This window comes from Pseudomonas vranovensis DSM 16006, from assembly GCF_000425805.1.
Classification (GTDB): domain Bacteria; phylum Pseudomonadota; class Gammaproteobacteria; order Pseudomonadales; family Pseudomonadaceae; genus Aquipseudomonas; species Aquipseudomonas vranovensis.
This window is the reverse complement of the sequence record NZ_AUED01000001.1, coordinates 442,552-465,108: the sequence shown is the minus strand read 5'-3', so window position 1 is coordinate 465,108 and position 22,557 is coordinate 442,552. Positions and strand designations below refer to the sequence as shown.

Annotated in this window: 24 protein-coding genes; 9 read left to right on the top strand and 15 right to left on the bottom strand. The window is 55.4% G+C overall.

What is annotated here, in order from left to right; all coding sequences use genetic code 11:
- Positions 1 to 7: 7 nt before the first annotated feature.
- On the bottom strand, positions 8 to 958 hold the full coding sequence (locus tag H621_RS0102550; protein ID WP_036989323.1) for a LysR family transcriptional regulator: 951 nt from the start codon (positions 956 to 958) through the stop codon (positions 8 to 10).
- Positions 959 to 1,103: 145 nt separating this feature from the next.
- On the opposite strand from H621_RS0102550, the gene H621_RS0102545 reads away from it, so the two are divergent.
- The 5 genes from H621_RS0102545 to H621_RS0102525 all read left to right on the top strand — a co-directional run bounded on the left by H621_RS0102545 (position 1,104) and on the right by H621_RS0102525 (position 6,259).
- Positions 1,104 to 2,279 carry a M20 aminoacylase family protein gene (locus H621_RS0102545; RefSeq protein WP_028941847.1) on the top strand — a complete coding sequence of 392 codons (1,176 nt, stop codon included), beginning with the start codon at positions 1,104 to 1,106 and terminating at the stop codon, positions 2,277 to 2,279.
- Between the two features lie 27 nt (positions 2,280 to 2,306).
- Entirely contained in the window at positions 2,307 to 3,623 is a 1,317-nt protein-coding gene (locus tag H621_RS0102540; protein WP_028941846.1) for an MFS transporter, read from the top strand.
- 104 nt (positions 3,624 to 3,727) lie between these two features.
- Positions 3,728 to 5,086: an OprD family porin gene (locus H621_RS26870; RefSeq protein WP_051270391.1), complete on the top strand. Its 1,359-nt coding sequence runs from the start codon at positions 3,728 to 3,730 to the stop codon at positions 5,084 to 5,086.
- A 161-nt stretch (positions 5,087 to 5,247) separates the two neighbouring features.
- Positions 5,248 to 5,442: a site-specific integrase gene (locus H621_RS28425; protein WP_028941845.1), complete on the top strand. Its 195-nt coding sequence runs from the start codon at positions 5,248 to 5,250 to the stop codon at positions 5,440 to 5,442.
- A 508-nt stretch (positions 5,443 to 5,950) separates the two neighbouring features.
- Positions 5,951 to 6,259: a hypothetical protein gene (locus H621_RS0102525; protein WP_028941844.1), complete on the top strand. Its 309-nt coding sequence runs from the start codon at positions 5,951 to 5,953 to the stop codon at positions 6,257 to 6,259.
- Positions 6,260 to 6,627: 368 nt separating this feature from the next.
- Here the strand turns inward: H621_RS0102525 and H621_RS26865 are convergent, their stop codons facing one another.
- The 10 genes from H621_RS26865 to H621_RS0102465 all read right to left on the bottom strand — a co-directional run bounded on the left by H621_RS26865 (position 6,628) and on the right by H621_RS0102465 (position 13,995).
- The gene (locus H621_RS26865) at positions 6,628 to 6,963 is read right to left on the bottom strand and encodes a tail fiber assembly protein (protein ID WP_084167910.1); all 336 of its coding nucleotides are present in this window, start codon (positions 6,961 to 6,963) and stop codon (positions 6,628 to 6,630) included.
- The gene (locus tag H621_RS26860) at positions 6,960 to 7,181 is read right to left on the bottom strand and encodes a hypothetical protein (RefSeq protein WP_156905594.1); all 222 of its coding nucleotides are present in this window, start codon (positions 7,179 to 7,181) and stop codon (positions 6,960 to 6,962) included. Before H621_RS26860 ends, H621_RS26865 begins: the two co-directional genes overlap by 4 nt.
- A 706-nt stretch (positions 7,182 to 7,887) precedes the next feature.
- Positions 7,888 to 8,991: an acyltransferase family protein gene (locus H621_RS0102505; protein ID WP_028941843.1), complete on the bottom strand. Its 1,104-nt coding sequence runs from the start codon at positions 8,989 to 8,991 to the stop codon at positions 7,888 to 7,890.
- Between the two features lie 66 nt (positions 8,992 to 9,057).
- The gene (locus tag H621_RS27710; RefSeq protein WP_084167908.1) at positions 9,058 to 10,203 is read right to left on the bottom strand and encodes an acyltransferase family protein; all 1,146 of its coding nucleotides are present in this window, start codon (positions 10,201 to 10,203) and stop codon (positions 9,058 to 9,060) included.
- Positions 10,204 to 10,323: 120 nt separating this feature from the next.
- Positions 10,324 to 10,584, bottom strand: a complete 261-nt coding sequence (locus H621_RS28905) for a hypothetical protein (protein ID WP_028941842.1) — start codon at positions 10,582 to 10,584, stop codon at positions 10,324 to 10,326.
- Entirely contained in the window at positions 10,581 to 10,955 is a 375-nt protein-coding gene (locus tag H621_RS0102490; RefSeq protein ID WP_028941841.1) for a hypothetical protein, read from the bottom strand. Before H621_RS0102490 ends, H621_RS28905 begins: the two co-directional genes overlap by 4 nt.
- Complete coding sequence (locus tag H621_RS0102485; RefSeq protein ID WP_028941840.1) at positions 10,952 to 11,572, bottom strand: glycoside hydrolase family 19 protein; 621 nt, start codon at positions 11,570 to 11,572, stop codon at positions 10,952 to 10,954. Before H621_RS0102485 ends, H621_RS0102490 begins: the two co-directional genes overlap by 4 nt.
- Positions 11,572 to 11,787: a hypothetical protein gene (locus H621_RS0102480; RefSeq protein WP_028941839.1), complete on the bottom strand. Its 216-nt coding sequence runs from the start codon at positions 11,785 to 11,787 to the stop codon at positions 11,572 to 11,574. The genes H621_RS0102485 and H621_RS0102480 overlap by 1 nt, the downstream gene beginning before the upstream one ends.
- A gap of 79 nt (positions 11,788 to 11,866) precedes the next feature.
- On the bottom strand, positions 11,867 to 12,178 hold the full coding sequence (locus H621_RS26850) for a hypothetical protein (protein WP_036989321.1): 312 nt from the start codon (positions 12,176 to 12,178) through the stop codon (positions 11,867 to 11,869).
- On the bottom strand, positions 12,175 to 13,995 hold the full coding sequence (locus H621_RS0102465; protein WP_028941838.1) for a hypothetical protein: 1,821 nt from the start codon (positions 13,993 to 13,995) through the stop codon (positions 12,175 to 12,177). Before H621_RS0102465 ends, H621_RS26850 begins: the two co-directional genes overlap by 4 nt.
- Before the next feature lie 179 nt (positions 13,996 to 14,174).
- On the opposite strand from H621_RS0102465, the gene H621_RS0102460 reads away from it, so the two are divergent.
- The 4 genes from H621_RS0102460 to H621_RS27705 all read left to right on the top strand — a co-directional run bounded on the left by H621_RS0102460 (position 14,175) and on the right by H621_RS27705 (position 18,548).
- Positions 14,175 to 15,419 (top strand): tyrosine-type recombinase/integrase, encoded by a 1,245-nt coding sequence (locus tag H621_RS0102460; protein WP_028941837.1) that lies wholly within the window; start codon positions 14,175 to 14,177, stop codon positions 15,417 to 15,419.
- Positions 15,416 to 15,964, top strand: a complete 549-nt coding sequence (locus H621_RS0102455) for a hypothetical protein (protein WP_028941836.1) — start codon at positions 15,416 to 15,418, stop codon at positions 15,962 to 15,964. The genes H621_RS0102460 and H621_RS0102455 overlap by 4 nt, the downstream gene beginning before the upstream one ends.
- Positions 15,965 to 16,065: 101 nt before the next feature.
- On the top strand, positions 16,066 to 16,269 hold the full coding sequence (locus H621_RS0102450) for a helix-turn-helix transcriptional regulator (protein ID WP_028941835.1): 204 nt from the start codon (positions 16,066 to 16,068) through the stop codon (positions 16,267 to 16,269).
- 236 nt (positions 16,270 to 16,505) lie between these two features.
- Complete coding sequence (locus H621_RS27705; protein WP_028941834.1) at positions 16,506 to 18,548, top strand: AAA family ATPase; 2,043 nt, start codon at positions 16,506 to 16,508, stop codon at positions 18,546 to 18,548.
- A 207-nt stretch (positions 18,549 to 18,755) separates the two neighbouring features.
- On the opposite strand, the gene H621_RS0102440 is transcribed toward H621_RS27705, so the two are convergent.
- The 4 genes from H621_RS0102440 to H621_RS0102430 form a co-directional block, all read right to left on the bottom strand.
- Positions 18,756 to 19,388: a hypothetical protein gene (locus H621_RS0102440; protein WP_028941833.1), complete on the bottom strand. Its 633-nt coding sequence runs from the start codon at positions 19,386 to 19,388 to the stop codon at positions 18,756 to 18,758.
- A gap of 734 nt (positions 19,389 to 20,122) precedes the next feature.
- A complete protein-coding gene (locus tag H621_RS28420) occupies positions 20,123 to 20,518 on the bottom strand; it encodes a surface-adhesin E family protein (RefSeq protein WP_156905593.1) in 396 nt (131 codons plus the stop codon).
- Between the two features lie 146 nt (positions 20,519 to 20,664).
- On the bottom strand, positions 20,665 to 20,967 hold the full coding sequence (locus H621_RS0102435; protein ID WP_028941832.1) for a hypothetical protein: 303 nt from the start codon (positions 20,965 to 20,967) through the stop codon (positions 20,665 to 20,667).
- 122 nt (positions 20,968 to 21,089) lie between these two features.
- On the bottom strand, positions 21,090 to 22,319 hold the full coding sequence (locus H621_RS0102430) for a tetratricopeptide repeat protein (RefSeq protein WP_028941831.1): 1,230 nt from the start codon (positions 22,317 to 22,319) through the stop codon (positions 21,090 to 21,092).
- Between the last annotated feature and the right edge of the window lie 238 nt (positions 22,320 to 22,557).

Genomic DNA, 22,557 nt, shown 5'->3' with positions numbered 1-22,557 from the left:
AACTCACTCAGAACAGCAACCGGAGCATATCGGCCAACTGCCGGGACTCGGCATCGGCTGAACGACTGCAGGCTTTCAACGCTTGCTGCAGGCACACCACAAAACAGCGCGCTGCAGGATCCAGGGCCTGATCGCGCAAACGCACGACGCTGATGTCGCCCTCCTCCAACGTTTCATCCAGCGCCAGAGCTGTGGCCTTGCCGCGCAAAGGTTCACACAACAACATCGGTTCGGGCGAATAGCCCAACATGCCGGCATCGATGATCAGGCTGCTCAGCATGGCACTGGACTGGGCGCAGACGATGCGCCCGGGAGCAACGCTGTAGCCGTGGCGGCCAAACAGATGGCGCAAGACCTGATCCTGGCTGGCCTGGGTGAAGTTCATCACCCAGTCCTGCTCCAGCAACTGCCCCAACGACCGGGCCGTCCGCAGGGGATGTTTGTCGTTTGCCAATACCCGCATGCGATAGCGGGCCAGCGGTTCATGGGCGAACTCCTGACCGGGCAGATTGCCCGCAGGGCCGAGAGCAAACTGCATCTGGCCGGTGCGCAGCAATGACAAGCTGACTGCTTGCAAACCTTCGTAGAGCTCCAATTGCACAGCAGGCATCTCGCGACGAAAAGCCTGCACCGCCACGGCCAGCAAGGTCTGTCCGAACCACGGTGTTACCCCCACGCACAGCCGCGTCGGCGCTTCGCCGCGCAGACTGGCAAGATCACGCTGGGCACTCTCCAACTGGCTGGCGATCTGCCGGGCGTGGGGCAGCAAGGTCTGCCCGGCCACCGTCAGACGTGCCCCCCCGGCATGACGCGACAACAGCGCAAGCCCCTGCTCTTCTTCCAGCTCACGCAAGGCCCGGGTGATCGCCGCCTGGGACAACCCCAGGCCCCGCGCCGCCGAGCGAATGCCCCCACTGTCGGCCACTGCGATCAGGGCCTGTAACTGATGCAACTTCAAGCGTTTCTCCTGCCTGAACACCAAAGGTCGTCACGACAACCATTTTGCAGCTTATGTGCACCGCTTGCTGGCGCTAGGTTAGATCACGCGAACGCGCCAGCCAACGGGCCGCGCAGTGTCGCCTTGCGAACCAGGACAAGACAATATGCACGACACCGATATTGACCCCGGCATCAAAGCCATCACTCCCGCCATGATCGAGCTACGCCGGGCAATCCATCGCCAGCCTGAGCTGGGCTTTGAGGAATTTGCCACCCGGGAGCGCGTGATCAAACACTTGGAGGATTGGGGCTACGAGATCCACAAGGACATGGCCACCACCGCCGTAGTCGGTACTTTGCGTTGCGGCCAGGGTCCGTCACTGGGCCTGCGTGCAGAACTGGATGCCCTACCGATCCAGGAACACGGCACGCAACCTTGGGCCAGCGCTACACCGGGCAAGATGCACGCTTGCGGGCACGATGGCCATACAGCAATGCTCCTCGCCGCGGCCTGCGAGCTGGCCCGCGTGCGTAGCTGGCAGGGCACCTTGCACGTGTTCTTTCAGCCTGCCGAAGAAGGCCATGGCGGCTCAGGCGCCAAACGCATGCTGGATGAAGGCGTCTTCAAACTGTTCCCCTGCGACGCCCTGTTCGCCCTGCACAACTCGCCCGGCATGCCGGTCGGCAAGTTCGGCATATTGGCCGGCCCCTGCATGGCATCCACCGATAGCGTCAGCATTGTCATCCATGGCAAAGGCGGCCATGGCGCCATGCCGGAGAAGACCATCGACCCAGTGGTGATCGGCGCGTCATTGGTGTTGGTCCTGCAGACCATCGTCTCGCGCAATGCGCCACCTAGCGAAACCGCGATCATCACCATCGGCGCCTTCCTCGCCGGTGACGCCGCCAATGTCATCCCGCAGACCGCCGAGCTGCGTCTCAGTGTCCGCACGCTCAATCCGCAAGTCCGCAGCCTGCTGCGCCAACGTATTCAGACCCTGGCCGAATTGCATGCGCAGAGCTATGGCGCACAGGCCGAAGTCAGCTTCGGTAGCGGCTACCCGGTGTTGGTCAATGACCCGACAGCCAGCCGACTGGCCGAGCAGGTGGTGCGAGTCTGGCTGGGTGACGATGGCCTGGTGCATAACCAGAAACCCATTTGCGCCAGTGACGACTTCGCTTTCTGGCTGGAGCAGATACCCGGTTGCTACGTGCTGATCGGCAACGGCGACGGCGCTGGAAATTGTGAAGTCCACAACCCTGGCTACGACTTCAACGACCAGATCCTACCGCTGGGCGCAACCTTCTGGGTGCGGCTGGCGCAGCGTTTTCTCGACTGAATCGACCTCCCCGAGAGCACCATTGCGATGACAACAAAAACAACAACACTCGACCTCAACTGCGAACTTGTCCGACCGAAAAACCATCGGGCTATCGCCGCCATCTGCCTAGGCAACGCTCTGGAGTTTTACGACTTCCTGGTCTACAGCATGCTGGCGACGCTGATGGCCAGGCTGTTTTTTCCATTCGGTGACCATCCGCTGATCCCCCTGATGCTGTCGCTGGCGGTATTCGGCACTGGCTTCGTCATGCGCCCGCTGGGTGGCCTAGTGATCGGCATGTATGCCGACCGTGTCGGACGCAAGGCAGCAATGCGCTTGACCTTGTGGCTGATGGCAATCGGTTCTTTGCTGTTCACCGTTGCCCCGACCTACGCCCAGGCAGGACTGCTCGGTCCGGCCATCGTCATCGCTGCGCGATTGCTGCAAGGCTTCGCCGTCGGTGGCCAGATCGGCACCTCGACCACCATGCTGATGGAGTACGCCGACAAGCATTCGCGCGGCTACTACTGCAGCTGGCAGACCTTCAGCCAGAGCCTGGGTATCCTCATCGGCGGCTTGATGGTCATGGGCTTGAGCAACCTACTCAGCCCCGAGGCCATGGACAGCTGGGGGTGGCGCCTCGTGTTCGCCATGGGCATCCTCGGGATCCCGGTCAGTGAGTACATTCGCCATCGCCTGGAGGAAACCGTCGTCCATCGTCAGTCTCAGCGAACCAATCCACCGCTGTCGCGCTCCGGGCAGTTGGCACTGTTGCTGCAGCACCCGCGGCAGCTGCTCGCCGGTGTCCTGCTGGTGGTTGGCGCCACGGTGCCGATCTACACCATTCAGTTCTACCTGGCCAACCACGCCGTCGGCGTACTCGGCATGCCGCTGAGCGTCGGTGCTTGGGCAGCCATTTGCGCCTGCCTTCCGCCGTTATTGCTGTCGGCCCACGCCGGGCGCCTGAGTGATCGCATCGGCCGGCGCAAGGCGATTTTCTGGCCACTTCCGATACTGCTGCTGGCGATTTACCCGGCATTCCTGCTAATCAACCAGTACCCGAGCATTAGCATATTGCTGACCGTAGTGACCTTGCTGTGCATCCCCCTGACCTACACCATCGTGCCTAACCTGGCGATGCTGCCGGAACTGTTCCCCACGCAGATACGCGCCAGTGGCATGTCCCTTGCCTACTGCATCGGCGTGGCGCTGTTCGGTGGTTTTGCGCAGTTCTTCGCCGCCGGCCTGGTAAGCCTCACAGGCAGCCCCAACGCCCCGGCCTGGTACATCTTCGCCGCGATCCTGCTGTCGCTGATAGGTTTGAAGCTGGCCCCCGAGACCGTCGGCAAAGACCTCAGCTGAGTCACCCCCGCTCAAGGACGAGCACAACCATTCCCCCTTTTGCGACGCGCCATTGCGTCGTGCATCCAGCTGCGCGAAAAACAATAACAACAGGTGCTACAACCATGCCTCGTCCCCACGCCAAACTGCTCTGCGCTGCCCTGCTGACCGGCGACTCCTCGCTACTTCTGGCCAGCACCGACGGTTTTGTAGAAGCCAGCCGTCTTGAACTGATCAATCGCAACTACTACTTCAATCGCGACCTGCGCAACGGTGCAAGCAACACTCAAGGCGTAAATCCGAAACTACCGGCCAGTGATCGCAACGGCTACCGCGAAGAATGGGCTCATGGCCTGATGCTGCGCTATACCTCAGGCTACACGCCGGGCGCGCTGGGCCTGGGAGTGGATGCCCACGCCCAGCTGGGCGTCAAGCTCGATAGCGGCGCCGGTCGCACCGGCACTGCCCTGCTGCCGATCAACCACAATCGCGAGGCCGATGCGAAGGTCGAAGACCACTACAGCCAAGCGGGCGCCGCACTCAAGGTGCGGGCCTGGGGCACTGAACTGAAATGGGGCGAAATGCGCACCAGCACGCCTGTCTTCACCACAGCCGACAGCCGTCTGCTTCCAGAAATGGCCACTGGCATGTACTTGCGCAGCCAGGCGCTACCTCCCCTGCAGCTTGAGGCCGGACACTTCACCGCCTACCACGAATTTGCCTCAAGCAACCGCGACGACAGCCTGCGCACCCGCTACTCCGATGCCCAGGTCCGCAGCCTGGATTTCATCGGCGCCAGTTATCGCCTTGGCGATACCTTAGGGCTGAAGCTATTTCACGCCCGGGCAGAAGACAACTGGCTGCAGAACTACCTCAACCTCAACTACGATGTGCCCTTGAACAATGGACATGGGCTGAACTTCGATACCCATCTGTATCGCAGCGATGCCACCGGTCGGCAGTTGTCAGGGCCGATCGATAACACCAGTTGGAGCCTGGCGACCGCTTACCGCGTGGGCGCACACAGGCTCACCCTCGCCTACCAGCAGATCGATGGCGAAACACCGTTCGACTATGTCGGCGGCCTGTCGATCGACTTGACAAACTCGGTACAACTCTCCGACTTCAACGCCCCTGGAATGAAATCGCAACAGGTGCGTTATGACTTGGACTTGGCATCGCTAGGCATCCCCGGCCTGAATTTCATGACTCGCTACGTCACCGGCCGCGGTGCCAGTGACAGTGGCTGGACGCCCAGTACGCAGTTTTCGGGGGGGCCGGCTTCGACCTATGGCATGTACGACGGTGCACGTTGGCATGAGCTGGATGTCGACATCCGTTACGTCGTGCAACAAGGCTGGGCCAGGGGCATGCTGCTGCGCACGCGGTTCGCCGTGTATCGCGGCAACCACGAAGCGGCGGCGGATCTGCAGGACATCAATGAAGTCCGAGTGATCGTGGAGCATCCACTTGATTGGCTGTAGGGCTTCGACAATGGTTTGGTTTCGGCTGGCACGCGGCTGGAGCGCATCAAGCTCAGAACCAGAGATCACCTGTCGCCGTTCTTCATTCTGAGCGGTAATGACAAGAGACTGTCGTGGGAAATGTTGCGTAACCGTTGGCAAGATGCGCGGAGGCTGTGCGGGTGAAAGCGGTCAGCGAGAGGAAGCCAGAACTTGCGGATCGGATTGCTCAATTTCAGTTTCGAGATACCAGGCCGAAGGCTGCAGCGGAAATCACTGACCTGGCCGACGCCAGCCTACTGCTGGGTCACTCCAAGGAGGGAATTACCGAGCGGGTTTATCGCCGCACAAAGGCCATCGGCAAGCCTTCCGAATGACAAAGTTTCGAAACTCCACCCTTTTCCGACCCACAAAAGAAAACCCCGCAGACGTTGATCTGCGGGGTTTTCAATAAGGAAGGCCGAGGACGGAATCGAACCGGCGTGGACGGTTTTCAATCCGTGATCTATTTACTTATTTTTCGAATGCTTACATAGCACTCGATTCCGCATCGAACCAAATTATAAAAACAGAAGCTCATAAAAAGTATCACCACCCTTACATTTATCGCGAAACACAGAAGGTTTCGCTCGACGCCCCCATCAAAGTGCAAAGCGGAACTTCTCTAACCCGCCGAACAAGAAATAAATTGTAACAATGACCTCTTGAAATACTCTAAACACCTAGAAACCAACATTGACCGAGCAAAAATGAGAAACCTTGCCTTTTATAGCTGGATGGAAACCCAGTTCATTAAAGCCCCACCCAGTGGTAACGTATGCTTTCGCATTGCTCAGCAGAAGAAACACCATGAGCAAACTTGTTGGTTGAATAAAGGATTAACGAATGACTATCGAGCGAGAGATTTTCTCGGCCCTTATCGCGCAGAACGCATTTCAAGATGAAAAGCCGAGCGTACAAAGCTACGCCCAGCTAGCCGTCGACAAGGGATTTAGAGCGCTTTCGTCAAAGCAACAGGCAGTGGTAAGCCCTTTCCTGCAAAAAAAATGCGAGGGCATGAAAAAACCAAATGAAAAACATAACAACTGCCAGAATATTATAGGCGGTCGTGAATTGGTTACAGCCCTTGAAAAATCCGAGCGCTATAAAGGATGGCGCTGCGAGAGCTGCCGAAGCGCAGCTGAAAACCAATAAATCGATCCAAAGAGAGTAACAAGCTAAAGGCCCATAAAAACAACCAGAAAAACCACTCTTGCTCTCACTGCTCCTGAACGTTATTGCAGCAGGCCACCCTAGGCCTGCTCGCAGGTCTTTCTTTTCCTTAGGCCCTGATCAATAGCCTCGATCAAATCGCCGCTCACTCGTCACGCACTTGAGCACTTCGGAAAAATTTTGCACGACGCAGCCAAATCGTTCTGCGTGTCTAATTTTCAAGGAGAAAATAGTGCCCATATATCAAATAGCACGGCTGGTTGTTTTCGGTATCGCCACACTCTGGTGGGGCTACCGATTGGACAAGAAGAACCGTCAAAAAGAGTTGGCCGCAAAAAGACAAAGCGAAATCATAACCTCCCAGGGTCGCTGGCAGACATCCCTGATAACGGTTCCTGCATCGCCCAGGCTGGTGGTGCCGGCCAGTCAATTGTGTCGGGGTATCCGGCCTGCTCCGGTAGCCGGTTCAGGGCCACCCGGTATTTTTCCCAGGCCTTGAGCGCGACCACCTCTGCCTCGGTGGCTTCGTCGATATCGACCGTATCCTGCAGCGGGGCGATGGCAGCAACGGCAGAGGCACGGTAAGCGGCGGTCTCGGCGACCACGGCGGCCAAGTACTGCCGAGCTGCGGCCTGCTCTTTCATTTCCTTGGTGACCATACGAGTCCAGTCGATATTGCCGTTCATACTCCCGACTCCTGGGCGGCGGGTTCTGCAACGACATCAGTCAGCAACGGCACCCGGCCACTCGGTGGGCTGATAATGTCCGCGGGGAACAGCGCGGCGTGCGGGGCATCGTCTGCGCAGGGCAACTGCAAGGTGATCTGGAGCTGGCCGTTGACCCGCTCCACCGGCGCGACAAACCATTCATACAGAATGGCAGCCTGCGGCAGTGGCCCCTTCAAGCAGCACAGCCTAGGTGCCCTGCTCGACTGCATCATGCGTCGAGCAGGGCAACACCTGTCACCGTTTTTCATCGTCAACGAGCATGGCAAACGGATAGCTGGTCGATGCTGCGCAACAGGTGAGCAGATGCGCGTGAGGCTGACTGGGTGAAAGCGGAAGTAGAGAAAAGCGCTGACCTGACCAACCGAATCGCCCAGTTCCAATTCAGGAATATCCGACCGAAAGCGGCTTCAGAGATCAACGATCTGAGCGATGCGAGCGTGCTGCTCGGCCACTCGAAACAGGGCATCACGGATGCGCGTTTACCATCGCGTCGGCGCCATTGCCAAGCCCTCCAAGTGAGGACCGTTTTGGGGCTGTCGTCTAATTGTTTTGGGACTTCCGAACTTTCCAGCGCACAAAGAAAAACCCCGCAGACGTTAATCTGCGGTGCTTTCAATAATGGAGGCCGAGGTCGGAATCGAACCGGCGTAGACGGATTTGCAATCCGTTATCGACCTGATATTTTATTGAGCCCAATCGCTGAAGCCCCCGTAAATAAAGGGCGCCCCCTAATGTTCATGCATCTGTATTCATCACCATTTGGGACATTCGATGTCCCAGATTTGTCCCACGCCCCCACCGCCCTTCCTTCGGCGCTCTGCCGCCCCAAAATCTCCCACAGAGCAGCCCAGCCCCTCGAGCTTGGTCGATCAACCGGCGAAACTATGCCGATTTTTTATTAGCGGCAACGCTGAGGACTGCAGACAGCCAGGCTTTGTTTTCAAGCCACCTGCTCAACACCCGAGACACTCCAATCGAGACGAACACTACCGCACAGCTCACGAGCCACGACCTGGCACTGTGACCATAGATGTAGTGCTGTGATACCCCCAGAGCAAAAAGCATTATTGGAAAGTGAACAACGTAGAGCGTGTAAGAATAACTAGCGTGCCGGTGCAAACTCTTTGGAAAACGTAAAACCCCACCCAAAAGCAATGCCAGGAAGCAGGCAAACCAAAGCCCAGAAGCCAAGCGGAATAAATTCACCTTACTATAGACAATCTCGTTACCCGAAGGATTTGGATATAGGGCGTATGCAATTGAGGCAGCAGCAATAAAGCTCATAACAAGGAACGTCACCCAAAACACCTTGCCCTTCATCATCGAATTGCGCTGATGAATAAATGCCAGGCCGAACCCCGCGAACCATACCGGGGCTAGCATGTAGAACAATGCATTCCCATAACTTACAAAAGCCACAACCGCAATTAGGAAAGTCGACAACACTTTTCGCCGACCCCATAGGACAATCGCGGCAGCAACTACGTAGTACCATGCCTCAATCGATAAGCTCCACAAAGGGCTGTTAGCTGGTGGATTCTCGACCTTAAAACCATTGAGAAACGTTAGCGCCCCCCAGATATCACGGACAGAAACCACAAACTCTGACCGAATAAACATTGCTCCTTCAAGCGGCAGAAAATAATTAGAGCCGGAGGGAAACACGAAAGGAGCCAGCCAGCCAAGCCCTACCATCAAAACTAACGCAGCCATTAGCGGCGGATAGAGGCGAAGCGACCTATCGAAAAAGTAACGACCAACGTCGAAATACGAATTCTTTAATATGTTATTGCATACGGACTTACCAATGAGAAACCCACTCAACACAAAAAATGCCATAACAGCGAACTGAGACAGCAATACTATCGCAGTAAACCAAACATTCAGCGTTGGTAGCAACAAGGTTTGATAGGTGTGTCCCAGCAACACTGAAAAAGCCGCCAGCGCTCGAATAGAGTCAAGTTGTTGTGATTGATCCAGCGTCATCCGCGACATTCCACACCTATGCATTCAACTCAATCGACATTCCAATATAGAAACGCGCTACCGCGTCTATTGACTACTATTTTTCAACTTCGTTGGACTCGTAGCCAACAGTTCGGCTGCACGCCCAGCTTCCAGCCTTTCAATCAATCTCCGCCCCATCGCAACCCCTGGCTTTTCGATAGTGTTATAGGTTACCCATGACACAACCGCGGTGACGGCGAGAACAAACAAAAAAAACAAAACACTGTTCACATCACCCTCACCCATTGCAGCCGGAATTTTTGTCCCGCTCAACAGTTTAAGAATCGCGATATGCACGAGGTACATGCTAAAGCTCAACTTCCCAAGCAGCACCGTCAGTGGATTTACCAGCAAGGCAATTGGTTTCCTGGCTAAAAACACCGAAAAAATGGCAAAAATCGCCCCTGCAACTACATGACTTGGAACAAAAGTCTGATGGGGGTTCCAGAACTCGAAGGCAAGCACTAAAAACACGGCGGAGGCGAACGCCACAAGCCTCGCATCAACTTGTCGCGTCGTGGCAAGAAATCGGTATGTGATCAATCCAATTACAAACACCGGCAATTGACCAATGAAATTATAGAAGGCAAAACCTTCGATCAGATATTTCTGAGTAGGTTCATACTGAAAAATCACCCCTGCAATCGGCGCGTTCGCCTTCTGAAGAAACAGCGAAAGCAACAGAAGTAAAACAAGATATTTAAAACTTTCAATACGAACTAGTAGAGGAAATACGAGATAGAAGGTCATCTCAACTGCTACTGACCAACCTCCTGGAACGACCGAGTTTATGGTTTCAGGGTGGAAACCATGCAAAAACAACGCGGTCACAGGCACGAACCACCAGCTAATACCATTCGGGGCAAAGTATGACGCCGCCGCACCATTCAAAAAGAGAAACAACGCGATAGCCAAGTAGAACATTGGCGCAATTCTGAAAACTCTTCGCAAATAGAAATCACGGATCGGATTCAGATCATCTTTCCGTCGTGCGCTCCATGACATACAAAGTGTGATAGCGCTAGCGATGTAAAAAAGCTGAACACCTCTTGCTCCCTCGGTCATTATTCGCATCAATACATCAGATAATGGTTTGACGTACTGAGAGGCGTGAACAAGGACTACTAGGGCTATCGCGACCCCACGAAGGGCATCTATGTAATCATATTTTTTTATATTATTACCGGACATAAATCTTCTCTGATGCGCTAAAGCAAACCGCCATTATCGAGAATTCCTAATGGCTCCGCCAGCAGAATGTGGCCATCACTAAACCACAACCGAAGCAAGAAGAACGCTACCTCGAGTGCGCTACCGACAAGCGGCAACGGCGGAAATCAGCTGTCTCTCGTACCCAATCCGCTGTCGCCGCTCTGCCAGCAACGCCCTCACCTTCACTTCCAGGCCATCTCCCTTCTTCAGACCGGCAACGGCCCATGATGGCACTGCGACATCCGGAGCCCGGCACGGCACCAGAACTGGCACCTCAACGCGCACAGTGCGGATCTCAGACTCAACCTGGCCAGCACATCCGGCCAGCCCCGCAGCAACTATTAAAAGTGCAAACCTCATAGGCCAAGCTCCTGATCGATGATTGAGGCGGCCGCCGCACATTGGTCCCCGCCGGTGCGTTCTTGCTGCAGGCGGTTTGCCGCGGCGAAATCATCCTTGGCCCGATCCGTGGCCTCCTTCATAGCCAGTCCTGCCCTAGCCTGGCGCTCGTTCCCGGCCAGGACCAGTTCGCCCAGCTTCAGCCCCTGCTCAGTGGTCAAGATCTCAAGGTTGCCCCAGGCAGTCTGGCACTTGCCCAGGCTGTCATTCGCGGTGTCGAGCAGTGGCCGGAAGTGGTCGACCGCCAGCCACACGCCGCCGGCGGCGCCCAGGCCGAGGAGCAGCAGCGCACCCAATAAGTAGGCAGCCAACCGCCCTACTGTCGCGGTCATACCAGCACCTGCAACGCTCGGTCATACAGCGCCTTGCGCTCAGCAGCACCATGCGGCACCCGGCCGGGCTTGCCAGTGTTGATCACGCTGCCGATATCCTGGAACCGGCCGGCATCGGCCAGTTCGTTCAGCCCATGCTTCGCCCACCACCAGGCGGCAGACATGGCGGCATGCTCCGGCTGCTCGAGCAATTGTGGTTGATCCTCCAGCGGCAGGCCTAGCCCGGCACCGGCGGCTGCATAGTTCGCCCGCCCGGTGAGCTGAATCAGGCCACGCCCGCGGAAGCGCCAGCCATCGCCCGGGTGGATGTTGCCCATGCGTGCGTTGTACACGACATTGGCGATGCGCTCCGGCTGGCGGGCATATTCCTTGGCCAGGGCAGCATTGAACCGGGTCGTCCAGGTACGCATGAGAGCCTCGGCGCTGTAGTTCAGGTTCTCCACCAGGTTGCGCAGGTGGCCCGACTCATGACCGATCTGGGCCAGGAACGCCGCCTGGCGCACCCGGCTGTCGATCTTGAAGCGGGCCATCGCCCGGTTTATCGCAGGCAAAAAAATACCCGCGACTGGGCGGGCATTAGGAAGGATCTGCAGCAACTGCTGCTCGGTAATGGGCATCAGGCTTCCTCCATCGGTTCGACCGACTCAGGCTCATCGACAGTCACCGTCACCTCGGCGGTGTAGCGCTTGAGCACTTTGGCCGTATGTACGATTACCGCTGGTTGAGCAGCCAGCAGATCCCGCGCTGCCTGGTCGGCGGCTTCCTCGGTCGCGTGATGGATCTGGTTGGCGGGATCGTAGTGGTTGCTGGTGTTGATGACGATGTAAGGCATGGGGTTCTCCAGACAAAAAGAAGCCCGCGCGGGGCGGGCACAGGGGCACAGAGACCTTCAATAACTTGGCTACTAGCCGTCAGTCTGGCTTGGGATATCTATCCTTAACCGCCTGAAGTTTTGCCGCCATTTCAACGGGGAATGCACCCGCCCTGAACAGGGCGTCGAGCTGATCGCCGATATCTGGGTATTCCGCCTTTCGCAGGTTGTAATAGTCGTCAGCCAGGAAGGCTCTGCCGTTCTTGCAGAACGCAATATCCACCTCTGCCTCATAAGCACCTTCTGGAATCGGATTGGTGATCGCCATTTCGCCATTCTCGCCGTGGGAGACCATGAAGTCCCAGGCCCCGATGTTAATTAGCTTTCCTTCTTTATCCAGGATCACTTTCATATCTGCAGCCACCCTATGTTGCCGACGCCGTTATCTTTTGTGTACTGCTTGCCATTGCTGGACATGGCAAGGGAGCCCGGCGGAGCTGCGAAGGCCCCTTCCGGTGACGAGGGAACATCAAGTATCAACTTGTCCGCCCCAATGCCGAATCGTGGCGCCCTGAACGTGCCGATGCCCGCGCTGTAAGTGAGCGACATCGTTCCGCCCGCTCTAGAAAGCGTTGGTGCAGTTGCGTCCGGGCCGAACACCAGCCGGCCACCTCCGTCTACGTACATGATGAGTGTGTTGGCCTCGGTGGTTCTCCATTCTGTTAGGTGCTGGGCCGCCAGGTTCTTGAAGGTGGTCATGCCGAACTCGCTACCATCCCAGTTCTGGACGATGGTCGAACGGCGGGTTGACTGGTCATCCACGGGTGTAGCAACCGAGCCAACGGCAACGTGATAGCCCTCGACGTGGGTGAAAGGCAGGGTGCCGGTGATCTTCACGAAGGAAGCCATTGCGCCACCTAGGTTGACGATGCCCTTGACGTGGCAGTGCTTCACGTTGGTGGTGATGATCGGGACGCTTGGAACCCCGTCAACCAAGTTGTGCATGACGTTGTCGAAACCAACCATAGCTGCCTGGCCGCCGACGTTGATCGGACCAAGCGGGGCGCGGCTGCCCTCCAGGTAAAGGCCATAGAACTTGATCGCGTATCCATCGCGGATATCGATCATGTACTCATCCCCACCCGAATACTGGCAGGTGGTGTTGTAGAAGTTGATGACCGAAGGCTGCCCAGATCCCTGCGGCAGAACGATTGCCTCTTTCTGGCAACCGGTGATGTACAGACCATAGGCGCCAAACGCATTGGCCTCTGCTCCGAGCTTCAGACCCTGATAGTTGTCCCAAAGCTCGATGCTGTACAGGTTGTTGCACCAGGCATTAACGGTCAGCGCAGGGCCCGCCCCGACATCGCGCACTTTAATGTTCCTGAACTCGCACGACTTGTCGGCATCGCCAGTCAGGCCATCACTGATGATCCCGCGCAGCAACATGCCACCCAAAGTCGTTGGGTTTCCGACAAACTCGATATCCCGAACTCCAATTCGGCGCTTGTACGCAGCGCCTGGGCCAACTGAGGACTGGTAAAGCGGATTAGAATTGTACGGGTTCTCGATTACCGTTTGCCCCATCTTGCCGTTACCAGAAATCATCTGGCCGTCGGCTGTGGGAGCAATCGTGATGCCTACGTAGTAATGGCTGCCTTCGCATTGGAAGCTGCGCCCGGTTGCTAGTGCCTTGGCGAAGGCCAGGGTTGAATCGAACGGGGCGGGCTTCGCGCCTAAATCCTCAACGCTGAGCATTTCGTTCAGCTTGGCCTGCAGGTCTCTAGGCTCAGCCCCTTCATAGCCGGCAGTAATGCCGATCATTGAACCGCCGACACCGGATGCAAGGGTTTGCCGAAGGACTGCATCGCCGACTGTTACAAACAATGGTCCGTCAGCAGCCCATGAGCCCGTCGTAGTGAATGGCAGGCTAAGCGATGGGCCTGACCTCCAGTACTCACCGTCTTTCGAAAAGACCTGGTTCGCTCGCCGGATGGTCAGAGGCGAATCAGTGTCATAGTCGCCGATGTATTCGTAACCAGAAGCCAGAAGGAAATTCTGGAAATCAATCTCCATGCCCTTCAGAGACTTGCGCGCTCGCCCTTTCCGGTCAATCCAGTTGGGATCATCACCGTTAGCAGCCAAGTCGATATTTCCGGCGTTGTCGAACAAGTCGAACGGACTACTAGAGCCATCGGGTTCAACTGGGTTTCCGGTGTTGTATCGCATATTTTCTCCGGGCATGAAAAAGCCCGCACAAGGCGGGTTTTTTATTTGTACGCCGCAATGCGTAATTATGCGCAACCCCAGCAAACACTGGGCTACACGGTGGTATAATGTACGTAGCGGTATGTAGCTGTACGCCTAAAAGCGCGTAAAAATGTGGGGCTGAGTGTGGGGCTGTTGCAATGAGCGAGCTAAATCCAAAGCAAGTCGAGCACCTAACCGAGCCGGGTAGATACTCGGACGGTGATGGGCTTTATCTGGTAATCAAGGCCGGGGGCAACAAGTCATGGCTGCTGCGCTACCAACTCAACGGCAAGCGCCGAGATATGGGCTTGGGACCGTATCCAGCGGTAAAACTCAAAACAGCAAGACAGGCCGCCGCTGAAGCACGGGCCCTGATCCTGAAGGGCTGCGACCCTTTGGATGAGCGCCGAGCCGAACAGCAGCGCCAGCAAGAACAGCACCTAGCAGAGAAGGCAAATGTCGTTACCTTCAAATCGCTGGTGCTGGATTACCATTCGGCACACTGCCAACACCTGACTGAACGCCGCCGCAAAGGCTGGTTGTCAATTATGGAGCGCTACGCACTCCCAACTATGGGCACGCTGCGACCTGATCAGGTACAGACGGAGCATGTACTACGTGCTCTGCAGCCGATCTGGAGTGCGAAACCAGCGACAGCCGATGAGTTGCGCGGCCACATTGAGCGGGTGCTGGATGCAGCCAAAACGCTCAAATTAAGGACCGGGGAGAATCCTGCACGCTGGCGTGGCCACCTGGACAACCTTTTAAGTCGTGCTGACAAAAAGCGCGCTAGGCAAAAAACCAAACATCCAGCGATGGCTTGGCGCGACCTACCGACTTTCATGGGAAGACTGGCATCCATGGAGGGGCGTGATGCTAATGCGCTGCAATTGTTAATTTTGACTGCCGCTCGCGCTGGAATGGTTCGCTTTGCCACTTGGGACGAGTTTGACCTTGACGCCGCCACGTGGAGCTTACCTGCCGAACGCATGAAAACCCGGCAGCCGTTTTCAATTCCACTTTCAAGACAAGCAGTTGCTTTACTACGAACCATCCCGCGCATCGCTGGCAGTACTTATCTGTTTCCAGGCACCGGCAGCAAGTCTGGCGTCATGCACATTGGCGCGACCTTCAACCTGCTGCGCACAATGGGGCTACCGGACGTAACTACCCACGGCTTCCGCGCCACCTTCCGCACATGGGCGAGTGAATACACCCACTATCCGCGTGAAGTTTGTGAGCTGGCGCTGGCGCACGATGAACGCGACCAGACAGAGGCCGCCTACAGTCGTAGCAACCTGCTGGAAAAGCGCCGCGAGCTGATGCAAGCATGGGCTGACTACGCCACTACCGCGCCAGCGGTGAACGTAGTGCATGGCACATTCGGGAGGGGTGGAGCGTGAATGCGCTTGAAGCATTGAAAGCATACTTCCCTGACACCAAGGGTCTCGTGGGGCCATATGGCTTGCTTGTGGGCTTGGCTTATTTGGAAGAGAACCCTGCGACTGAGCCGAGTAGAAGAGAAGAGTTGATGGCGCTATTAGACTCCATAGCGCCACTGGCGAAGACGCTGACGGATGAACAGCGAGAGCAGCTGACCAATGTAATAGTTTGCTTCTTTAAGCTTGGCGCCACGCTGGTGGTGCCGCATATCGTAGACAAAAAGAAGGCAGAACAAGTCTTCCAGCGCTCTTTGGGACCAGTAAACGCCGCCAAGGCGACAGTACAGGATCGCGCCAGAACACTTGCTTCCGAAGTATGGCAAGCCGACACCGATCAGGAGTTTCGACTTAAGGATATGGCGGGATTAGTTAAGGACGTGCTGAAACGCGAAGGCCGCGAAGATTTACCTTCACTTGAACGGATCAAAAAGTGGATAAAACCCGTTGCGCCAGCCTATGCCAGTAATCCAGGCCGCTCTCCTAAAACCCCCAAAGCGTTACGGTAAACCCCTTTACCGGCACGGCTGGGTAATTTTTGAAACCCGCCGTACCGCACAGCATATGCCCTGTACGCCGCAGCCCGTGGCCATACTTGGGGCAACCAAACATGAACACCACTCCACTCCCTCGCACAATTTTACGCATCCATGACCTACAAAAAGTTATGGGTCTTAGTCGCACTAAAATTTACGAATTGATGGCCGAGGGCAAGTTCCCCAAGGGGAAGCCAATTGCAGGTCTGCGCGCCGTCGGCTGGGACAGCCAGATGGTGGAGTCCTGGGTAAATACTCAGCTTGATCAACCCCAATAAAAGACCGCCGACCAGTTAAGGCGTCGGCGGCTTTGGGGCGTAACAACACAATTGCAATTTCACACCCCCTTTGCACGCACCGCCCCCCTTTGCTGGCTGGGCTTCTCGGGAGAGAACCCAATGGAAAAGCTTTCGATAAACAAGGCAGAACCGGCTGCCATGGCTGGCTCGCTTGACCATTATCTTGATCAGCGAGTGGCTATGCGGCGTGCCCCCGTGCCCAGGTGGGGTGGTGTATGACCTCTTTCGAGCACACCGCAGTACCAATGGAAAAAATCAAGGCAGCGCTAGCTAGCATTGATCCCGACTGCGACCGTAGTGAGTGGTTCAAGGTCTGTGCGGCTGTTAAGTCCGAGTTAGGCGAGGACGGTCGGGACATCTGCGAGGAATGGAGCGCAAAGGGTGCGAGCTACAACGAAAAGGATTTCGCCAGCACTTGGCGCAGCATTGGGTCTGGGGGTGTTGGCATTGCAACGCTGTTCCACATTGCCCGTAAGAGCGGGTGGATCGATATTGGAGGTTGGGACAGCGTCAGCAAGGCGGATCTACTGCGTCGGGCCGAGCGCAAGACTCAGCAGGAAGCTATCGACTACGAGCAAGCCAAGGCGGCGCAGCTGGCTGCTCGACTGGTGGCCGCTGGAGCACCAATGGCCATTCCATACTTGGAGCGTAAACAGGTGGCTGCTGCCGGCCTGCACGGAGTTAGCGCCACAACGGCTGAGGGGATGTTGGGGTACACCCCCAACTCAGGTGGCGAGCCGCTAACAGGTGAGTTACTACTGGCGCCCATCCACAAGTTGGTGGGGGGCAAGTTGGTGCTGAGCAGCGTGGAGCTGATTGACCGGGAGGGACGAAAAGCGTCATTGCCGGGACATGGCACCCGCACTGGCGGGTTCGTAAAGCTGGGGGCGGGAGATGTCAATGAGCGGCTGGTAATTGTAGAAGGGGTGGCTACAGGGCTCAGCGTGCTAGAAGCTACCGGTTTGCCCGTATTCTGCGCGTTGAGTTGCACTAACCTCCTTAATGTCGCCAAGGCTCTGCGGAAGCACTGGCCAAATGTTGAGATTGTTGTTGGGGCTGATTTACTCAAGGACGGTAGCGGGCCGCACCCAGACGCAGTTAAGGCCGCTAGGGAGGCTCGCGCACTTCTGGCTGTGCCGGTGTTCTGCAATAAACCGGGCGACGACTTTAACGACTTGCACCAGCATGAAGGGGCAGATGCTGTTAGAAGGTGTGTGTCAGCAGCTAAGTGCATGACCAGATTTACCCTCCTCAAAGGGGATGAGCTAGCAGCAAGCTGCAAGCCAGCAACCTACCTGATCGATGGCGTATTAGAGGCAGACTCTCACGGGCTGATGTTTGGTCCATCTGGTAGCTATAAGTCGTTCTTAGCACTGCGTGTAGCCCACAGCATTTGCACGGGGCAGGCGTTTGGCACTATGAAGGTACGGCGCATCGGGCCAGTGGTTTACGTATGTGGCGAAGGGCAAGGAGGAATATCTCGCCGCCTGAAGGCGCAGGTGAAAAAACTCGGTGCGTTTGGCGACAATTTGGAAATTGTCTTCACTGGTGTGGACTTGGCGGATGACGGTTGCATGAAAGCACTCGGGGCGCAGTTAGCCCCTCTACAGCCGGTACTGGTGATGTTCGATACCTTTGCTGCGCTGAATGGCGGTGTTGATGAAAACAACCCCTCCGACGTTGGGAGGTGTTTGCGGGGCGTTCGTCTTTGCGGTCAAGCCTGTGGGGCGTCAACGCTTATTGTTCACCACAGCGGGAAGGAAACCAGCAAGGGCGCGCGTGGCGCGAGTAACTTCTACAACGACACAGACTTTGTTTGGGCACTAAGCAGTATAGGCGTAGGACTAGAGAAGGTTGTTGACGCGACCACGTACGGCCCTACTGGCAAGATGAAGGACGGTGAGCCGTTTAGCTTCCACTTCAAGGCCGTGCAGGTACCGTTAGGCATATACAACGAAGATGGTGCTGAAAACACATCGTTGGTAATTGAGTTTTGCGCCCCAGAGGACATTCAGGCTGCTGGGGAGAAGGCCTCGTACAGAGAGGGGGACAAGGCGCTGGCCATACTGATAAAGCTCTATGATGAGGCTGGTGGTGACCGAGCTCGAATCAAGCAGTCTACGTGGTATGACGCCATGAAAGCCGCAGACATCAAGAGCTACAGGAGTGTAGCTAAACGCTTGATTGATGGGGGGCAGGTGGACCAGCTCCAAGGGGATGAGTACCGCCCTCGGCCGAGTAATAAACCTAAGTTTTAGGGTCATAGGCAGCGTTACAAACTGCGTTACAAACCCTTTTTGCGTTACCGTAACGCAGCATGTAACGCAATCCCGCACCAGCCGCCCTAGCACGGGCGTTACAGCTGTAACGCAACCTGTAACGCTGGTGCGTTACGTTACACATACCCCCCTATAAGGGGGTATGTAACGCACCCAAACTTTTTGGTAAAAAATAACCCATTGGAGCTATCTATTTGCCTGCGCCTCTGCTGCATTAAGGTCAGCCAGCGCCAGCATTACACGATCCCACCGTATTGGCGCGTCCATCCGCAACGCTACCGTTGCCACGCCGCGCCGTGTTGATGGCGCCAGCGTATTTATAATCCACGGGGGTATGTTGCGGCGTTGCATCCAGCGGCGTACTTCGGCCTCGGCCACGCACTCAGTCTTACGCAGTTGTCCAAGCAAATCGTCGAACCGCTCTCGCGCCATCTTCGGCGGCCTGGCTATGCGTTCCAGCGGCTCATCTCCGCATCGCAGCAATCGGCGCAGGTGTTCCATTCGCGCTGTTAGTACATCGTCGTGCGATGTGCCACGCACTAGCCTATGACAATATCGGCACGCCAGCCGATTCACCATGTACAACTTAGTGCGGAGCGCTGAACAATCAGGGCAGCGCAGGTAGCCGCCCCATCTGTTTGGCACGACTTCAATTTGTTGCACCACGCCATCAGCCGTCACCTGTAGTATCGCGAAAGTAACTGCTAGCGTCTCGATAGTTACCCCATCGGCCTCCAGTTCCAGCTTGGTGCCCAGCTCCAGGCCGCCTAACCGCCGCAATAGACCCAACTCCAGTGCTGGGACCTCGCCCATCTTCATGGCAGTTGCTCCCGCTTGGCGCGGCGAATCGCCGCCAGATGTTGCTCACGCTGAGCTTGCTGGAGCACGATCCTGCTTTCGTCATCACGTCGCCCGGCCGCCTCGACTACGGGGGCTATCGGGCCGCAGGATTGCACGACAGACCTACTCGCTAGTAGTGCCAGCAATGCAATGGGGCCTTGTGCTGCGGCCTCTAACACAGCTACGGCGTCCTTAGCCCTGCGCAACCGCTCAGCAGTACCGAGCCCAGAGCGCAGTCCGTGGCACTTGGCGCAGGCGAAAGTTTCGAGCAGGTAGAGCAGCGAGGTAGGTTTTCCGCATTGAGGGCAGCACCAGCTAACTCGGTGCGCGCAAGGACGGCCACGTACGCCGGTCCAGCGGAGGGGCAACGATTGCTGGTGTCCGTCCCAACTAACTAACAGTGCTGAGCGGTCAGGCGCCACGCAATTAAATCTAAGCTCACTTAAACTCAAAGTTCCGGGTGTGGAGTCCCTCAGTAACCCTTGATGCAGCAAGGTTCTGATGTCCAGTGTAGGTAGGTCTGCGCGATGCAAGATGGCGGCCCCTTGGTGGTGGCGCGGCATGCACATTTTACCACGGCATATACAGGCTGCGGCGCCAGCAGCCTGTATATACTTAGTTACCCACAAAGTTAACCCGCAGGAGCTGAAACGGAGTTTTTTACGCTGGATAGTGAGTTTACCTGCTTGGTCTGTGCAGATAACGTCGAACCATTACATGTTTTTGCATATGTAACTGATTACCACTTCGTATGTTGATCCCGGCACGACGAAACTCCACTCTCCCGCTCTGTTTTCCGTATGAATAATACTACCCCCTCCGTTTATATTTTTGTACAAGGCACCCTGCACCATTCTCAGTTTATTTTCACGACAGTCAATCTCGTAGAAATACTTTTCGGATAGATACGCTGGATCGTTGCCAACTTGCTGGGGAGATGAATAATTAGTCAAAATCCAGAGTTTAAGTAAATTTTGTGATTTCTTTATCGTACTATTTTCGACAAAAAAAGCCCGCTCAATAGAGTCTACAGGTACTGACTGCCATTCCGCACTTGCTTTGGCGCACAGTAATAAGAAGAGAGCGATAAACATGCATAATTTTTTCATTGAGACTTCCTCGGCGTCCATCTATTGACATCACCGCCTAGCAATATTGAGGTATTGGGGTGCTTTCGAGTCGCTCCGTGCTTTCACCGAAAGACTCATCATGCAAGCCCACTCCCGAAAAGAAGCCGCGGCACTCAGGATTTTTACTAAAGATGCCCTGTTTTCAGGAAAGACCAAAGCAAAAATGCCATCAGCCCGTAGGTAGTAATGTAGCCAACCACTTTCCAAATCCGGTCATAACGCGCACGGCGTTGATCATCAGCGAATTCGTATTTCTCTCCCAACCACAAGACCACCCAGCCGATGCCAGCTAGAACAAGACAACACGCGATAACGATGAATGTCGGCTTAGGCGCAATGTAGAGCGCGATCGCTATGGCAACTCCACTAGCAATTGTGGCCCCGTATGCTACACCTTTCCGGAAACCCCTCTCCTCATCTTCATTCATAGCTGATTCCTGTGATTAAATAAACGGCCGCCCCCGTCTCTAACGTGAATATACATTTCCCGCAATTCGCATTCCTTGCGAACAAAGACCAAGTTATCCATTGATGACGCAACCGCGCACTGCTATTTGGCTGGCTTGTATTTCTCAAGGTAATCGCCTGCTAACTCTTGAGCTTTCGCCAGTTTTGCAGGTGACAATTTTTTAGCAAACTCGTCACGCTTACTCGCGAAGCCGCCATATCCATATGTATCTATAGCAGCGCCGAAAGGTGCCCAAGCGTAGGCTAGCTTGTAGTCTTGCTGCACACCAGAACCAGAAGCGTAGCAATTAGCAAGTTTATAGATAGCTCTCTCATTAGCTTGCTCAGCAGATTTTCGGTACCAACTCGCAGCCGCCTTATAATCTTGGGTAGTGCCTACTCCGTCAAAGTAGAGCTCGGCAAGACTGAATTGTCCCTTTGCGTTTCCATTTTTAGCGGCCTTCAGGTACCAGGAGAATGCCTGAGTAGGGTCGGTATTTAACCCTCTGCCTACGAGAAGCCTATCTCCAAGCTCGATCTGTGCTGAAGCATTACCTCTTTCGGCAGCTTTACGTATCAAAGCTTCACCTTTTAATCGTTCAACTGGCACGCCTTCTCTGCCATCAAGGTACAATGAACCCAGCTTAATAAAGGCAGTGCTGTCCTGTTGATCAGCCGCTTTAGTTAACCAGTAAATTCCCCTCTCAGTATTCTTCGGGAAATCTGAAGCACCGTCTAAATAAATAGTCCCCACCATTACCTGAGCAATAGGAAGACCTTTCTCGGCAGCTTGTTGAATCAATGCGAAGCTTTTTTCTAAGCCTTTTTCCTGGTCTTTTTGTTCCATTAACTCCAGTAACCCAAGAAAAAACATCCCTGAACTGCTACCTTGATCGATCGATTTATTAAGCAAGACTCTTCCGAGCTCGGAGTCCACAGGAAAACCAAACTGCCCAGAACCATATACCATTCCAAGAAAAGACTGCCCTATTGCATTACCTTGTTCTGCTGATTTCTGAAGCCATGATATTCCTTGATTTTGATCAGCTAGAACGCCATTTTTGCCAGTTAAATATATCGTGCTCATTAAGAGTTGTGCATCGGAGTTTCCCTTTTCAGCAAAATCCTTTAACTGAGGAATATCTTTCGCTTTAAATTGGCATTCATTGCTATCGCCGCCACCAAATTCCGAGCAGTATTCAGAAAGCATCTTCATTGCTGATAGGTCTCCCTGCTTGGCTTTCTCAATAAGCACTTCAACATTCACAGCAGCAAGCGCCAGTGGCTGAAACAGAGCCAGTACAAACACCAGCAGCGCGACTTTAAGCTTCATGACGACCCCACCTCCTGTCGAAAGATCGGATGCTTAGCCTCGCCAAAGCGGAATGGGATAGTCACATCAGATCAGAACCGGCTGAGATCAGCCTATATTCATTGAGCTGATGTCGCATTGACCTGGGACAATATAGCAGGAGATCATCAAGAGAGTCCTTGTCTTACTCGCCATAGCTGCCTTGGGCTTCAAATGCATCTGCGGGCGTCCAAAAGTGGTAATGGACGGGCGTAGTGGC